Annotated in this window: 17 protein-coding genes; 12 read left to right on the top strand and 5 right to left on the bottom strand. The window is 67.4% G+C overall.

Annotation, left to right across the window (positions count from 1 at the left end; translation table 11 throughout):
* Positions 1-2 precede the first annotated feature (2 nt).
* Positions 3-785, top strand: a complete 783-nt coding sequence (locus ACQ651_RS07770; protein WP_227286608.1) for an LpxI family protein — start codon at positions 3-5, stop codon at positions 783-785.
* Positions 782-1,954 (top strand): lipid-A-disaccharide synthase, encoded by a 1,173-nt coding sequence (gene lpxB / locus ACQ651_RS07765; RefSeq protein WP_430448966.1) that lies wholly within the window; start codon positions 782-784, stop codon positions 1,952-1,954. Before ACQ651_RS07770 ends, lpxB begins: the two co-directional genes overlap by 4 nt.
* A gap of 48 nt (positions 1,955-2,002) precedes the next feature.
* On the opposite strand, the gene ACQ651_RS07760 is transcribed toward lpxB, so the two are convergent.
* The gene (locus ACQ651_RS07760) at positions 2,003-2,473 is read right to left on the bottom strand and encodes a YbaK/EbsC family protein (RefSeq protein ID WP_227286606.1); all 471 of its coding nucleotides are present in this window, start codon (positions 2,471-2,473) and stop codon (positions 2,003-2,005) included.
* 77 nt (positions 2,474-2,550) lie between these two features.
* Here ACQ651_RS07760 and ACQ651_RS07755 point away from each other — a divergent pair, with 77 nt between their 5' ends.
* Genes ACQ651_RS07755 through ACQ651_RS07745 form a run of 3 tightly spaced genes read left to right on the top strand, consistent with a single transcriptional unit; the run spans position 2,551 to position 6,006 of the window.
* Entirely contained in the window at positions 2,551-2,910 is a 360-nt protein-coding gene (locus tag ACQ651_RS07755; protein ID WP_227286604.1) for a nuclear transport factor 2 family protein, read from the top strand.
* 22 nt (positions 2,911-2,932) lie between these two features.
* Entirely contained in the window at positions 2,933-5,734 is a 2,802-nt protein-coding gene (locus tag ACQ651_RS07750) for a glutamine-synthetase adenylyltransferase (protein ID WP_430448965.1), read from the top strand.
* Positions 5,731-6,006 (top strand): hypothetical protein, encoded by a 276-nt coding sequence (locus ACQ651_RS07745; RefSeq protein ID WP_227286601.1) that lies wholly within the window; start codon positions 5,731-5,733, stop codon positions 6,004-6,006. Before ACQ651_RS07750 ends, ACQ651_RS07745 begins: the two co-directional genes overlap by 4 nt.
* 36 nt (positions 6,007-6,042) lie before the next feature.
* Here ACQ651_RS07745 and ACQ651_RS07740 read toward each other — a convergent pair whose 3' ends face one another.
* The gene (locus ACQ651_RS07740) at positions 6,043-7,032 is read right to left on the bottom strand and encodes a GlxA family transcriptional regulator (RefSeq protein ID WP_227286599.1); all 990 of its coding nucleotides are present in this window, start codon (positions 7,030-7,032) and stop codon (positions 6,043-6,045) included.
* A gap of 169 nt (positions 7,033-7,201) precedes the next feature.
* Between ACQ651_RS07740 and ACQ651_RS07735 the strand changes: the two genes are divergently transcribed.
* The gene (locus tag ACQ651_RS07735) at positions 7,202-8,575 is read left to right on the top strand and encodes a class II 3-deoxy-7-phosphoheptulonate synthase (RefSeq protein WP_430448964.1); all 1,374 of its coding nucleotides are present in this window, start codon (positions 7,202-7,204) and stop codon (positions 8,573-8,575) included.
* Positions 8,576-8,704: 129 nt separating this feature from the next.
* Here ACQ651_RS07735 and ACQ651_RS07730 read toward each other — a convergent pair whose 3' ends face one another.
* The gene (locus ACQ651_RS07730) at positions 8,705-9,334 is read right to left on the bottom strand and encodes a PAS domain-containing protein (RefSeq protein ID WP_227286596.1); all 630 of its coding nucleotides are present in this window, start codon (positions 9,332-9,334) and stop codon (positions 8,705-8,707) included.
* A gap of 212 nt (positions 9,335-9,546) precedes the next feature.
* Between ACQ651_RS07730 and ACQ651_RS07725 the strand changes: the two genes are divergently transcribed.
* From ACQ651_RS07725 to ACQ651_RS07715, 3 genes are read left to right on the top strand one after another with little or no spacing between them, the layout of a single operon-like run.
* Positions 9,547-10,422, top strand: coding sequence for a YicC/YloC family endoribonuclease (locus ACQ651_RS07725; protein WP_430448963.1), 876 nt, complete (start codon positions 9,547-9,549; stop codon positions 10,420-10,422).
* 4 nt (positions 10,423-10,426) lie between these two features.
* On the top strand, positions 10,427-11,077 hold the full coding sequence (gene gmk, locus ACQ651_RS07720; RefSeq protein WP_227286594.1) for a guanylate kinase: 651 nt from the start codon (positions 10,427-10,429) through the stop codon (positions 11,075-11,077).
* A complete protein-coding gene (locus tag ACQ651_RS07715; protein ID WP_227286593.1) occupies positions 11,074-11,595 on the top strand; it encodes a gamma carbonic anhydrase family protein in 522 nt (173 codons plus the stop codon). Before gmk ends, ACQ651_RS07715 begins: the two co-directional genes overlap by 4 nt.
* Here the strand turns inward: ACQ651_RS07715 and ACQ651_RS07710 are convergent.
* On the bottom strand, positions 11,592-12,203 hold the full coding sequence (locus ACQ651_RS07710) for a histidine phosphotransferase family protein (RefSeq protein WP_227286592.1): 612 nt from the start codon (positions 12,201-12,203) through the stop codon (positions 11,592-11,594). The two genes, ACQ651_RS07715 and ACQ651_RS07710, sit on opposite strands and share 4 nt — an antisense overlap.
* Before the next feature lie 15 nt (positions 12,204-12,218).
* On the opposite strand from ACQ651_RS07710, the gene ACQ651_RS07705 reads away from it, so the two are divergent.
* From ACQ651_RS07705 to ACQ651_RS07695, 3 genes are all read left to right on the top strand, one after another.
* A complete protein-coding gene (locus tag ACQ651_RS07705) occupies positions 12,219-12,404 on the top strand; it encodes a DUF3553 domain-containing protein (protein ID WP_121897866.1) in 186 nt (61 codons plus the stop codon).
* Between the two features lie 147 nt (positions 12,405-12,551).
* Positions 12,552-13,325 (top strand): GNAT family N-acetyltransferase, encoded by a 774-nt coding sequence (locus ACQ651_RS07700; protein ID WP_375552175.1) that lies wholly within the window; start codon positions 12,552-12,554, stop codon positions 13,323-13,325.
* Positions 13,322-14,146 carry a lysophospholipid acyltransferase family protein gene (locus tag ACQ651_RS07695; protein ID WP_430448962.1) on the top strand — a complete coding sequence of 275 codons (825 nt, stop codon included), beginning with the start codon at positions 13,322-13,324 and terminating at the stop codon, positions 14,144-14,146. The genes ACQ651_RS07700 and ACQ651_RS07695 overlap by 4 nt, the downstream gene beginning before the upstream one ends.
* Here the strand turns inward: ACQ651_RS07695 and ACQ651_RS07690 are convergent.
* Positions 14,127-14,741 carry a thiamine phosphate synthase gene (locus ACQ651_RS07690; RefSeq protein WP_227286589.1) on the bottom strand — a complete coding sequence of 205 codons (615 nt, stop codon included), beginning with the start codon at positions 14,739-14,741 and terminating at the stop codon, positions 14,127-14,129. The two genes, ACQ651_RS07695 and ACQ651_RS07690, sit on opposite strands and share 20 nt — an antisense overlap.
* Positions 14,742-14,800 lie beyond the last annotated feature (59 nt).

The following is a 14,800-nucleotide window of genomic DNA, read 5'->3' as shown; positions in this document are numbered from 1 at the left end:
CGATGACGCGTGCGATCATTGCCGGGGCCGGCACCTTGCCGGCACTGCTCCTGAAGGCGGGGCCGGCGCATCTGGTGGCGTTCGAAGGTGTGGAAATCACGTGTGGCGGAGCCCCGGTTATCCCGGCCCGGTTCGAACAATTAGGACGTCTTTTCAAGACATTGCGGGCCGAGGGGATCGACGAGCTTTGCCTGGCGGGTGCGATGTCGCGCCCGCGGTTCGACCCCTCCGCGCTTGATGAGGAAACCAGCGCGCTGATGCCGCGGCTGATGGCCGCCATCGGGCAGGGGGATGACGGGCTGCTGAGCAGCGTGATCTCGCTTCTGGAAGAGGAGGGGTTCGCGGTGCGCGCGGCCCATGAGCTGCGCCCGGACCTCGTGGCCGGGGAGGGCGGGCTTGCCGGTATCCCGACCGAGCGCCAGCTGGCCGATGCCGCCCGCGCCCGCGCCGTTCTGGCCGCCTTGGGGCCGCTGGATGTGGGGCAGGGCGCGATCGTGGCCGCAGGCCAGGTTCTGGGGATCGAGACGTTGCAGGGCACCGATGCGATGCTGGATTTCGTGGGCCGGACCCGGCCCGGCTCGCGTGGGGTTCTGGTCAAGCGGCCCAAGCCGGGGCAGGATCTGCGTGTCGACATGCCGGTCATCGGGCCCGACACGGTGCGGGGTGCGGCCAATGCCGGGCTTGCGGGGATCGAGATCGCCGCAGGCGGCGTATTGCTTCTGGAGCGCGGCGCCGTATTGGCCGAGGCCGAGGCGCGCGATGTCGCGATATGGGCCACGCCATGACCGTCCGGCTGTTCCTGATCGCAGGCGAGCCCTCGGGCGACCGGTTGGGGGCGGCATTGATGGCAGGGCTGAAGGCGTTGCAGCCGGATACGGAGTTTCACGGGATCGGCGGGCCGCTGATGCAGGCCGAGGGCCTGCAAACGGTGTTTCCGATGGAGGAGTTGAGCGTTATCGGGCTTGCCGAGATCCTGCCGCGGCTGCGGGGGCTTCTGAAACGGGTCTCCGAAACCGCGGACCGTGTGGTGGCGATGCGGCCCGACGCCCTGATCACCATCGATATTCCGGAGTTTTCGCTGCGTGTGGCGGCCAAGGTGAAGGCCCGCGCGAAAGCCATGCGCACGATCCATTACGTTGCGCCGACGGTCTGGGCCTGGCGCAGCGGGCGGGCGCAGAAAATGGCCAGATCCATCGATCATGTGCTGGCGCTTTTCCCGTTCGAGCCGCGGCTGATGGAGGCCGCCGGCATGACCTGCGATTTCGTGGGCCACCCGGTGGCGACCGAACCGCTGGCCAGCGAGGCGGAGGCGCGCGCATTCCGCGCGGCCCACGGGATCGCCTCGGACGCGCCGCTGGTTCTGGTGCTGCCCGGGTCGCGGCGGGGCGAGGTGACGCGTCTGTCCCCGGTCTTCGGCGCGGCGTTGCGGCATGTGCAGGACACCCATCCGCAGGTGCGGATGGTGGTGCCGACCGTTCCGGCGGTGGCCAGTCTTCTGGCCGAAAAGGTGGCCGACTGGCCGGATGCGCCGGTGATCCTCGACCCGACGGCGATGACGCCCGACGCCTATCAGGCCGAAAAGCGCGCGGCCTTCATGGCGGCGGATGTGGCGCTTGCCGCCTCGGGCACGGTCAGTCTTGAACTGGCGGCTGCGGCCACGCCCATGGTCATCGCCTATGACATGAGCTGGCTGTCGAAACAGGTGATCCGGGCGATGTTGAAGGTCGACACGGTGACCCTTGTCAATCTGGTGTCGGGCACCCGGACGGTGCCCGAATTTCTGGCCGAGAAATGCCTGCCGGAACCGATCGCCGGGGCGCTCTCGACGCTGCTGGAGGATGAGGAGGCGCGGGCCGCGCAGCAGGCGGCCGCCACGCGCAGCATGCAACTGCTCGGGCGGGGCGGCGAGGCGCCGGGCCTGCGCGCCGCGCGATCCGTATTGCGGGTGATCTGATCCGAGCCTGCCGAAATGGCCGACGGCGATGGCGCGCGCGGGGCGGGGTCAGCCCGTGAAGTCGGCCGGATCGGCCCCGCTCAGCTGTTGCAGAAGACCGGGTGCGACGGGGAAGATATGGCGCGGCGTGCCGGCCGCGGCATAGACCTGCGCGAAATCCAGAAGACGCGGATCGAACCAGGCGCGGATCGGGTTGAGATGGCCGATCGGGGCCACGCCGCCGATGGCGAAGCCGGTTTGTGCGCGGATCAGCGTGGCATCGGCCTTGCCCAGGGGCTCACCCGCCAGCGCACTGGCCTTGCCGGCATCGACCTGATTGCCGCCCGCGGTGATGAAGAGCACGGCCTGTCCGCTGGTTTCGGCCCGGAAAATGATCGACTTGGCGATCTGGTCGATCTCGCACCCGGCGGCCTCCGCCGCCTCTGCGGCCGTGCGTGTCGTCGCCGGCATCTCCAGCACGGTTTCCTGTACGCCGGCCTCGGCCAATGCGCGTTTCACCCGTTTCAGGCTCTTGCTCATCCGGTTTGTCCCTTGTCTGCCGGAGGCGACCATTGCAAGGATCGTCGCGGGCAGCAAGACGAGGCGCGGAGATGGCGATGGACAACGAAATCAGAAATGCCGAACGCGCCGTCTGGGAGGCGCTGAAAGCCGGGGACCCCAGTGCCGATGCGGCCTGTCTGAGCGCGGATTTCCTTGGGGTCTACCCGTCCGGCTTTGCGGATCGGGCCGCCCATGCCGGGCAACTTGCCGATGGACCGAGTGTTGCCGCCTACCGGATCGGCGAGGAACATCTGATGCGGCTTGGGCCCGATCACGTGCTTTACGCGTATCGCGCCGATTTCCAGCGGCCCGCCGGCGGGTGGGAGGCAATGCTGGTCAGCTCGGTCTGGCGCCGCGAGGGCGCCGGCTGGATCAACGTCTTCAGCCAGGACACCCCGCTTGCGTTGACGGGCTGAGCCGCGCGCGCCATCAAGGGCCATGAGCTTCGTCGCCCGCCTGACCCGCCACCCGATTGCCTTCGATCCCGACAGAGGGGCCGAGGCGCTGGCCCTGTTGCCGGATCTGCCGGGTGAATTGCGCCCGCTGATCGAGGGGACCGCGGGGTGCAGCCCCTATCTGGCCCGGCTGATGGCGCAGGAAAGCGCGTGGCTTGCGGCGGCGCTGGCCGGTACGCCGGAGGCCGCGCAGGAGCAGATCCTTGCCGCGACATCGGCGCTGGAGGGTCCGGCGCTCGGTCGGGATCTGCGCCAGCAGAAGCGCCGCGCGGCATTGCTGACGGCGCTGGCCGATCTGGGCGGGATCTGGTCGCTGGAAGAGGTGACCGGCGCGCTGACCGACTTCGCCGATGCCGCTGTGCAGGCCGCGCTGGTCGCCCATGTGGGGGCCGAGATCAGGCGCGGCAAGCTGCCGGGCATGACCGAGGATGACGCGGCCAGCGGGGCCGGGATGGTGGCGCTGGCGATGGGCAAGATGGGCGCGGGGGAGTTGAACTATTCCTCCGATATCGATCTGATCTGCCTGTTCGACGAAACCCGCTTCGACCCCGCCGACGAGATGGAGGCGCGGGCCGGGTTCATCCGCGCGACCCGGCGGATGGCGGCGACCCTGTCGGAAAACACGGCCGAGGGTTATGTCTTCCGCACCGATCTGCGGCTGCGGCCCGATGCATCGGTCACGCCGGTCTGCATCTCGATGGCCGCGGCGGAGCGGTATTACGAGGCTGAGGGACGGAGTTGGGAGCGCGGCGCCTATATCAAGGCGCGCGCGGCGGCCGGCGACATCGCCGCGGGCAAGCGGTTTCTGAAAGTGCTGGTGCCCTTTGTCTGGCGCAAGCATCTGGATTTCGCGGCGATCCAGGACACCCATGAGATGCGGCAGCGGATCCGGTCCCACAAGGGGCTTCACGGGCCGATCACGCTGGACGGGCATAACATGAAGCTGGGCGCAGGCGGCATTCGCGAGATCGAGTTTTTCGCCCAGACCCGGCAATTGGTGGCCGGCGGCCGGGACCCGGAGCTCAGGGCGCGTGAAACGGTGCCGGCGCTGGCGGCGCTGGCCGCCAAGGGCTGGATCGAGGCGCCCGTGGCCGAGGCGCTAAGCGGGCATTACCGCCACCACCGGGAGGTGGAGCACCGGTTGCAGATGATCGCCGATGCGCAGACCCATGATCTGCCCAATTCGCCCGACGGCTTCGACCGGCTGGCGCGGTTCTGCGGGCAGGGAGACACCGCCGCCTTTCAGGCGGGGCTGAAGGCGCGGCTGGAGGCCGTCGATCGTCTGACGGAGCCGTTTTTCGCCCCCGGACCGGCCGCCGTCGCGGAGGTGAGCCTGAGCGATACGGCGCGCGAGATCGTGGACCGCTGGCCCGGATATCCTGCCCTGCGGTCGACCCGCGGGCAGGAGATCTTCGCGCAGTTGAAGCCCGATCTTCTGGCCCGGTTCCAGCGCGCCGCGCGCCCGGATGAGGCGCTTGGAAATTTCGACGGGTTCCTGCGCGGGCTGCCGGCGGGCGTGCAGCTCTTCTCGCTCTTCAAGGCGAACCCGCCGCTGGTCGATCTGCTGGTCGATATCTGCGCCACCGCGCCCGCGCTGGCGCAGTATCTGTCGCGCAATTCCGGCGTTCTGGATGCGGTTCTGGGTGGCTCCTTCTTCGAGCCGTGGCCGAAGTCCGAGGTCCTTGCGGCCGGGCTGTCCACCCATCTGGACGGGCTGGATTACGAGGCGCAGCTGGACGCGGCCCGACGCTGGCAGAAGGAATGGCATTTCCGGATCGGGGTGCATCACCTGCGCGGGCTGATCACGGCCGAGGATGCGGGCGCACAGTATTCCGCGCTAGCCGATGCGGTGGTGGCCGGTCTCTGGCCCGCTGTCTGCGCCGATCTGGCCACCCGCCACGGGCCTGCGCCAGGGCGTGGCGGCGCGGTGCTGGCGATGGGCAGCCTTGGCGCGGGCCGGCTCAGCGCGGGCTCCGATCTGGATCTGATCGTGATCTACGATGCCGGCGGGGTGGAGATCACCGAAGGCCGCCGCCCGCTCGACCCGCGGGCGTGGTTCGCCAAGGCCACCAAGGCGCTGGTGACCGCGCTCAGCGCGCCAACGGCGGCAGGCAAGCTCTATGAGGTGGACATGCGGCTTCGACCCTCGGGGCGGCAGGGGCCGGTGGCCACGGGTCTGGAGGCCTTCCGGCAGTATCAGATGGAGGAGGCCTGGACCTGGGAGCATATGGCGCTGACCCGTGCCCGCCCGGTGGCGGGCGACGCAAGCCTGTTGGCGGATATCGAGGCGGTGCGGCTGGACGTTCTGGCGCGCGCCCCCGCGCCCGACCGGCTGCTGGCCGATACGCGCGAGATGCGCAGCCGGTTGCAGGCGGCCGGCCGAGTGGGCAGCACCTGGGCGGTCAAGGATGGCCCCGGCGGCAGTCAGGATATCGAGCTTCTGGCGCAGGCCGCGGCGTTGCGCGCGGGCGCGCCGGCCCGCGACGTGGCGGGCCAGATCGCGGCGGGGCAGGCGGCGGGCTGGCTGGGCGCCGATGAGGTGGCGGCGCTGACATCGGCGCAGCGCCTGTTCGCCCGGGTCCAGCAGGCCACGCGGCTCCTGACCGACGGGCCGCTGGATCTGGACAGGATCGGCGCCGGCGGGCGCGGGTTCCTGTGCCGCACGGCGGGGGCGGAGACGGTCGCGGAACTGGCCCGCGCCCTTGACGGCGCCCGCGACGAGGCCGCAAGACTTGTCGAGGCCGTGCTGAACAGGAACACCGCCGAACCGGGAGAGGACAGATGAGCAAACCGGGCGACATCAACGACCCCAAGGGGCTGATCCGCGAGGCCTATCTGATCGAGGGGATCACCGCGCCCGAATGCCGGTCGATTTTCATGGACTGGGCGCTGAGCCTGTCCGCGCCCGACCCGCGCGCGGCGATTGCCACCTTGCTGGAGCGCCACGGGGCCGGGCATGACACGCACCCGATGACCCAGGTCCTGCGCGAGGGCTTGGAGGCCTCGCCCGCCGCCAGACGCCGGGGCGGGCGCGCGGCACGGGTGCCGGGCGCGTAACACCACGGCTCCGTCCTCCGCAAAGGCCGGTCGGGACTATACCTTTTCGCGCGTCGCGTGGCTGCCGCGTTCCCGGTAGGGGGTGGTGTCGTAATGGGCCCGGTAGCATTTCGAGAAATGGGAGGGCGAGGCGAACCCGCAGGCCAGCGCCACGTTGATCACGCTCATATCGGTCTGCATCAGAAGGTTGCGCGCCTTGGCCAGCCTGAGTTCCATGTAGTATCGCTTGGGGGAGCGGTTGAGATAGCGGCGGAACAGCCGCTCCAGCTGGCGGGTCGACATCCCCACTTCGGAAGCCAGAACCGAGGGGCTGATCGGGTCCTCGATATTCTGCTCCATCATCCGGATCACCTGCCCGAGCTTGGGGTGCCGCACGCCGATGCGGGTGGGGATCGACAGGCGCTGCGTGTCCTGATCGGTGCGGATGGACGTATAGATCAACTGATCGGCAACCAGATTGGCTAGGTCTTCGCCGTGATCGGTGGCGATGATCTTGAGCATCAGGTCGATCGAAGCGGTGCCGCCTGCGGTGGTGATCCGGTTGCCGTCGATCACGAAGACCGATTTCGTCAGCGCCACATCCTCGAATTCCTCGGTGAAACTGTCCTGGTTTTCCCAGTGGATCGTGGCGCGTTTGCCATCCAGAAGCCCCGCGCGCGCCAGCGTATAGCCCGCAGTGCAGAGCCCGCCGATGACGGCGCCCTTGCGCGCCTCCCGCCGAAGCCAGTTCAGCAGCCGTTTGGTGGTGGCGGCCTGCACGTCGATGCCGCCGCAGAGCAGGACGATATCGTCGCGCCCCACCTCCTCCAGATCGTGATCGAGCTTGTAGCCGATCCCGGCGCTGCAATAGGCGATCTCGCCGCCCTCTCCGGCCAGCGACCAGTCATAGAGCTGCTCGCCGGCCATGCGGTTGGCGATGCGCAGCGCCTCGACCGCGCAGGAAAAACAAAGCATCGTGAACTGGTCAAGCAGCACGAACACATAGCGTTTCGGCTGGCTCGGCACGCCGTTCTTCAGGCTGGCCATACGCCGGTCCTTTCTTTCCTCCCGACCGGATGCCATGCCGATGGAACCCGGTCTGGTAGCGAAACCATCATTTTCCATCCGTGGCAATCCCCGGTAACCTTAAAATAGGCCATTGGATGCCGGGCCGGTCGCCCCTATAAGCGGGGCCGTGTTTTCAAAGGAGGCTGTCATGACAGCGGCACAAAGCTGGAGCAAATCGGACTGGCGCGCGAAACCGCGGGTGCAGATGCCCGACTATCCCGATCAGGTGGCGCTGGCCTCGGTCGAGGCGCAGCTTGCAAAGTATCCGCCGCTGGTTTTTGCCGGAGAGGCGCGGCGGCTGAAGGCCGAGCTTGGCGCCGTGGCCCGTGGCGAGGCGTTTCTGCTGCAGGGCGGGGACTGCGCCGAAAGCTTTGCCGAGTTCAGCGCCGATGCGATCCGCGACACGTTCAAGGTGATGCTTCAGATGGCGATGGTGCTGACCTATGGCGCCAAGGTGCCGGTGGTGAAGGTGGGCCGGATGGCCGGACAGTTCGCCAAGCCGCGCTCCGCCCCGACCGAGGTGAAGAACGGCATCGAACTGCCCAGCTACCGCGGCGATATCATCAACGAGCTGGATTTCACGCCCGAGGCGCGGAACCCGGACCCGAGCCGGATGTTGCAGGCCTACACCCAGGCGGCGGCGTCGCTGAACCTGCTGCGCGCGTTTTCGACCGGCGGGTTCGCCGATATCCACCGCGTGCATTCCTGGACGCTCGGCTTCACCGACGGGGAGGATGCCGAACGCTATCGCGATATGGCGGGGCGGATTCAGGACAGTCTGGATTTCATGACCGCGGCGGGCCTGACCTCGGACACCAATCATGAGCTGTCGACGGTCGATTTCTATACCTCGCACGAGGCTTTGCTTCTGGAATACGAAGAGGCTCTGGCCCGGATCGATTCCACCAGCGGCCTGCCGATTGCCGGATCGGGGCACATGATCTGGATCGGCGACCGGACGCGCCAGCCCGACGGTGCGCATGTGGAATTTGCCCGCGGCGTGCAGAACCCGATCGGCCTGAAATGCGGGCCGACGACGACGCCGGAGGATCTGAAACTGCTGATGGCGCGGCTGAACCCGGAAAACGAGGCCGGGCGTCTGACCCTGATCGCGCGGTTCGGAGCCGGCAGCGTGGCCGATCATCTGCCGCGGCTGATCAGAACCGTTCGGGAAGAGGGCGCCAATGTCGTCTGGTGTTGCGATCCGATGCATGGCAACACGATCAAATCCGCCAGCGGCTACAAGACCCGGCCCTTCGACAGCGTGCTGCGCGAGGTTCAGGAGTTTTTCGCCATCCACCGGGCCGAGGGTACGGTGCCGGGCGGCGTCCATTTCGAGATGACGGGCAAGGACGTGACCGAGTGCACCGGAGGTGTCCGGGCGGTGACCGACGAGGATCTGTCGTCGCGCTATCACACCGCCTGCGATCCGCGCCTGAATGCCAGCCAGTCGCTGGAACTGGCCTTTCTGGTGGCCGAGGAGCTGTCTGCCGGACGTGAGGCGACCCGCGCGGTGGGTTAGAGCCCGCGTCGCCGCTCGGCTGAAAGCCACGTCCGGACCCCGCGCATCAGGGGTCCGGATGGGTGGCGCTATTAAGCATGTTTCCAGCGATCGATCCGGCATATGGGTTAATGGCCCCGCGCGTCGCGACTATGGCTTGCCGCCCTTCACGACGTAGAGCCTTGGCCGCTTTCCTGGCATGTGGCGCGGTCCGGCCCCCCGGAACGGTTCCGCGGCTTCCGACAATCCGGGATTTTTCCGATCCGCGTCGAAGACCGCGTCCAGAACCGCTTGGCCGGACAGGAGAGGTGTGGCATCGGCACGCGCGACACGGAACCGTCGCGGCGGCTGCCCGATGAGCCCCTCGGTTGTGAGCACGCCGAGCGCGCGGCTGATCGTATCGTCGGTGCCGCGAAGCGGCAGCAGAACCATCCGCCCCGTCAGCGCAGAGCGGCCCTGGCCGCCGGCCTCAAGATGCAGGTGCACGGCCGAGGGCCCGGTGAAGACGCGTTCCACATTTGCCATCAGACGCTCGCGTTCCGGCAGTTCGAACAGGGCCCGCACCGGCATGCCGCGTACCTCCATCCCCATCAGTTCGTTCAGATGGGTGCCGGACAGGCGGAACCGCACGACACCGGGGCGGGTGCGATCGAGGATGAACATGTAGCTGAGCAGATCGGAGATTTCGCGCGGATCGATCTCTGCCCGATCCGGCATGTCACGGTCTGCCCGCAGACGATCCCAGTAGGTGATGACATCGCTGATTATCGGGTAGGTCATGCTGTCCTTGCGTTGCCGGGTGCTACCGCATTCGGGCGGCCGCCGCTGCATCCGTGATCGGGTCATGCGCATTTCGGAGAATGCCGCAGGGATGAGCGCGTTGTGATGCTGACATCGAATATGTTAACGCTAGCCGTGTAATACTTAACCATTTCTTAATAACTGAATAAAATACGGCCTGCATGGGGGTAAATTCTTAAATGGTTAACTCGATGACGGGATACGCGGCCCGCGAAGGGGCCGTTCCGGGGCTGGTCTGGTCCTGGGAAATGCGGGGCGTGAATGCCAAGGGGCTGGATCTGCGGCTGCGGCTGCCGGACCGGATGGGCGCGCTGGAGGCGCCCTTGCGGGACCGGATGAGCAAGGCTCTGGGCCGCGGCAACATCAACCTGACGCTCAGGCTGGCCCGGACTGACGGATCGACGGCGCAATCGGTCGACGAAACCGCCCTGCAGGCCGCGCTTGCGGCCATGGCGCAGGCCACCCGTGCCGCCGAGGCGGCGGGCATCGTCGTGGCCGCACCGCGCCCGGCCGACATTCTGGCGATGCCCGGCGTTTTCGATGCCCGGGGCGCCGAGCCCGATCCGCCCGACGCCCGTGTGTTTCTGGATGATTTCGAACGGCTTCTGGCCGCGTTTCACCAGATGCGCGCCGCCGAAGGGGCCGCGCTGCTGGGTGTGCTGGACCGGCAGTTGGACGAGATCGTCACGCTGGTTGAGGCCGCAGCCGCGCGCGCCGCGGCCCGTCAGGATGCCATCGCGGACGCGTTCCGCGCCAATGTCGCCAAGCTGATCGCGGCGGCCGAGGCCGTCGATAGCGCGCGGTTGGCGCAGGAACTGGCGCTGTTGGCGGTGAAAGCCGACGTGACCGAGGAAATCGACCGGCTGCGCGCCCATGTCACCGCGGCGCGCGATCTGCTGAGCGCAGAGGGGCCGGTGGGCCGAAAGCTTGATTTCCTGATGCAGGAGTTCAACCGCGAGGCCAATACGCTGTGTTCCAAATCCGCCGATACGGAGCTGACGCGGATCGGCCTTGACCTGAAAGTGCGGATTGATCAGATGCGCGAACAAGTTCAGAACGTGGAGTAGCCGGATGGCCCCCCAGACCCGCCGCGGATTGCTGATCATCCTGTCGTCGCCCTCCGGCGCGGGCAAATCGACCCTGGCGCGCCGGTTGATGGACTGGGACCCGTCACTGAGCTTTTCCGTCTCCGCCACGACCCGGCCCCCGCGGCCCGGAGAGGTGGATGGCGAGCATTATCATTTCCTCAGCGAGGCGGCATTCAAGAAGATGGTCGCCGAGAACGCGATGCTGGAACATGCCTTCGTCTTCGGCAATTTCTACGGCAGCCCGGTGGCGCCGGTGGCCGAGGCCATCGAAGCGGGGCGCGATGTGCTGTTCGATATCGACTGGCAGGGGGCGCAGCAGATCAAGACCAGCGCGCTTCGCGATCACGTGCTGTCGATCTTCATCCTTCCGCCCTCCATCGACGAGTTGAGACGGCGCCTAGAGGCGCGCGGGCAGGACACGCCCGAGACCATCGCAAAGCGGATGCAGAAAAGCTGGGACGAGATCAGCCACTGGGACGGCTACGACTATGTGCTGATCAACGACGATCTGGACACGACCGAAGCCCGGCTGAAGCAGATCGTGGAGGCCGAGCGGCTGAAACAGGCGCAGCAGCCGGGCCTTCAGGGCCATGTGCGGATGCTGCACGACCAGTTCGAGGAGGGGCTGACATGATCTATGCGCTGGACGGGATCGCCCCGGAGATCGCCGAAGACACCTGGATCGCGCCGGACGCCAATGTGATCGGGCGCGTGGTTCTGGAGGCGGGGGCCAGCATCTGGTTCGGGTGCACCCTGCGCGGCGATAACGAGGAAATCCGGGTTGGCGCGGGATCCAACGTTCAGGAAAACTGCGTCTTTCACACCGATCCGGGCTGCCCGCTGCGTATCGGCGCGGATTGTACCATCGGGCACAAGGCCATGCTGCATGGCTGCACCATCGGCGATGGCAGCCTGATCGGGATGGGCGCGACGGTGCTGAACGGCGCGGTGATCGGCAAGGGCTGCCTGATCGGCGCCGGCGCGCTGGTGACCGAAGGCAAGATCATCCCCGATGGCAGCCTTGTGATGGGCGCACCCGGAAAGGTCGTGCGGGAGCTGGATGACGCCGCGCGTGCGGGTCTTCTGGCCTCCGCGGAACATTACCGGCAGAACATGCGGCGTTTCCGCGCCGGACTGGCCCCGCTTGGCTAAAGGGTGATCGTCAGCCCGGCATCGCCGATCGTCACGCGGGGCGCACGCCCGACGCCAAAGGCTGCGTCGCGCAACAGCGGAAACTGGACCTCCGCGGCGCGCACATCGGTCGTCTGGCCCGGGTGTTCCAGCAATTGCCAAAGGGCCCGGTCCGCGTTGACGCGCGGGCCTTCCGCGACCAGTTCCAGCTGCTCGTCGTGCCGTCGGATCTCGACGGTGCCGCCCATGGGCAGGGCGGTTTCGGTGCAATTCAGCATCAGAAACGCCAGTTTCACATCGATCCGGGGCAAAGCGGTGTCCGGGTGCCATGTCACCCGCAGGCGGCCTGTGGCGAAAAGCGCCGTCAGGATCTCGTCGGTTTCGCGCCGGCTGATCTCCTGCTCGGCGCCCGCCGCGCCGAAGGCGATGCGAAAGAACCTGATCCGCGCCTGTGCATCCTTGACCGCATCGCCGATCAGCGCCATCTCAGGGCCATCGGCGCTGCCTGTCATGGCCAGCAGCTCGACGCCGTTTCCAATCGCGCCGAGCGGGTTGACCAGATCGTGGCAGAGCCGCGAGCCGACCAGTGCGGCCAGATCCTCGGGCGGAAATATCTTTCTGTCGTCCATCAGCGGAGCCTCGATATGTCAGACGATCTGAATGCGATCCTGGAGCCCGGAATGCTGGTGCGCCATCCGGACCGTCCCGATTGGGGCCTGGGACAGGTGCAGTCCAATATCGGCGGCAAGATCACGGTGAATTTCGAACATGAGGGAAAGGTTGTGATTGATGGCGCACATGTGGGGCTGGTCATCGACATCCTTTCGTGAATTTCGGTGGCAGCCGGTACTCTAGAAACCGCCTGGTTAACGGAACGCTAACATCATCCGGCTCGGCGGCAAAGCGCCGATCGCGGCGGATGCTTGCGTTCAAGCGGGGCTTTGGTAAACCGCGCCCGGGACGCTGTGAGGAGAGGCATGCAGATCGATGATGGCCATTTTGAGCTGCGTCTTGCGCAGGACGCGGCCGACATGCGGGCCGCGCAGCGCCTGAGATATGAGGTGTTCGTGGCCGAACTTGGCGGCGACGGGGCGCTTGTCGATCACGAGGCGCGGCTGGAGCGGGACCGGTTCGACCCCCATTTCGACCATCTGCTGCTGCTGGATCATCGCCGTCCCCCAGATGACAAGGTCGTCGGTGTCTATCGGGTGATGCGCTCGGATCAGGCGCGCGCGGCGGGTCAGTTCTATTCCGAGGACGAGTACGATCTGGACCCGCTCAAATCCTCCGGTCGGCGGCTGCTGGAGCTTGGGCGCTCCTGCGTCCATCGGGAGTATCGCGGCGGCACGGCGCTGATGCATCTCTGGAACGGGCTGGCGGCCTATGTGGCCGATCACGGGATCGAAGTGATGTTCGGGGTCGCGTCGTTTCACGGGACCGACCCCGCGCCGCTGGCACAGCCCCTGTCGTTCCTGCATCACCGTCATCTGGCCCCGGCGGAGTTGCGCGTGCGCGCCCGGGAGGCCGCGTTCCAGCGGATGGATCTGATGGCGGCGGCGGATCTGGACCGGCCCGCCGCCACCCGCGAGATCCCGGCGTTGATCAAGGCTTATCTGCGTCTGGGCGGCTTCGTGGGGGAGGGGGCGTTCATCGACCGGCCCTTCAACTGCATCGACATCTGCCTGGTCCTGGACACCGGCCGGATGTCGGCCCGGCATCGCGATATCTACACCCGCGGAGCGGTCGCGTGATCACATGGGCCGGGGTGCCGCCGCCGAAGGACCCGGCCATCGGTCCGGCGGGGTGGCTGCGCGTGGGGCTGCGCGGCGCGGCCCTTCTGCTGCTTCTGGCGGTCTGTTTTCCCCTGCTCCTTGTGCTGCGCCTTGTGGAGGCGCCGATCTGGGGGATGGATCGGCCGATCACCCCGTGGATCACGCAGTTTGTCTGTATCTGGGCCTGCCGGATACTGGGTCTGCGGCGACAGGTGATCGGCACGCCGATGCACGCGCGCGGCGCCTTCGTGTCCAACCATGTCAGCTGGCTGGATATCTTCGTTCTGAACGCAAACAAGCGGCTTTACTTCGTGGCGAAATCCGAGGTCCGTGGCTGGGGTGGCATCGGCTGGCTGGCGCGCGGGACGGGAACGCTTTTCATCAATCGCCGCAGGGGTGAGGCAAGGGCGCAGCAGGCCCTTTTCGAGGATCGCCTGGCCGCCGGTCACAGGCTGCTGTTCTTTCCCGAAGGCACCAGCACCGACGGGCAGCGGGTGCTGGATTTCAAATCGACGCTTTTCGCGGCCTTCCATGCCGACCGGCTGCGCGACATCCTGCATATCCAGCCCGTCACGCTGCGCTATGTCGCCCCGGCGGGCGAGGCGCCGCACTTCTATGGCTGGTGGGGCGATATGGGCTTTGGCCCGAACCTGTTGAGAATGCTGGCGACGCGGGCCCACGGGCGGGTGGTGGTGATCTACCACCCGCACATCGCGGTGGCCGACATACCCGACCGCAAGGCGCTGGCGCTGGCCTGCGAAACGGCGGTGCGCGCGGGGCTCAGCGAAGCGGAGCGGTGAGCCGGCTGAGGCTGGCGGCGGCATCGTCCTCGCGCCAGATCTCCTCGCCGATGGCGAAGAAATCGACAACCGGGGCAAGCGTTTCGATCAGCCCCGCATCGAGTGCGCCCTCGGCGACCACCGGAAGCTCGATCATCTCGGACCACCAGGCGAACAGCTCTTGCCCGGCCCGCGTGCCGTCGCCAAGCGCACTGTCGCCGGCCGGGCCGAAGGCGATGTAATCGGCCCCCGCCTCGCCCGCGGTCATCCCCTCATGGGAGGAGACCGCGCAGAAGGCGCCAACGATCGGATCGGCCCCCAGCTCTTTCCGGGTCTTGCGGACCGAACGGGCCCCATCGGTCAGATGCACACCATCGAGCCCCAGCTTCTCGACCAGTTGCAGATGGGCGGTGATGACCAGCGGCACGTCGCGGGCATGGGCCAGCTCGCGCAGCGCATCCGCCGCGCGGGTCACGTCGGTTTCGTCGGTGGTGGCCAGCGTCAGGCGCAGGCAGGCCACGGGATGCGCATCGAGCACGGCCGCCAGCCGCGGCGCAAAGGCCTGCGGGTCGAAAACGGGGGGCGTGATCAGGTAAAGCTGCGGGGTTTCGGTCATGGCGCTGTCCTTCGGTCTGGCGGGGGTGATAGCGGGTTCGGCCCGGCCGAACAATGGGG

Origin of the sequence: Rhodophyticola sp., from assembly GCF_965284195.1 — a bacterium.
GTDB lineage: Bacteria > Pseudomonadota > Alphaproteobacteria > Rhodobacterales > Rhodobacteraceae > Rhodophyticola.
This window is presented reverse-complemented; position numbering and strand designations above follow the sequence as displayed.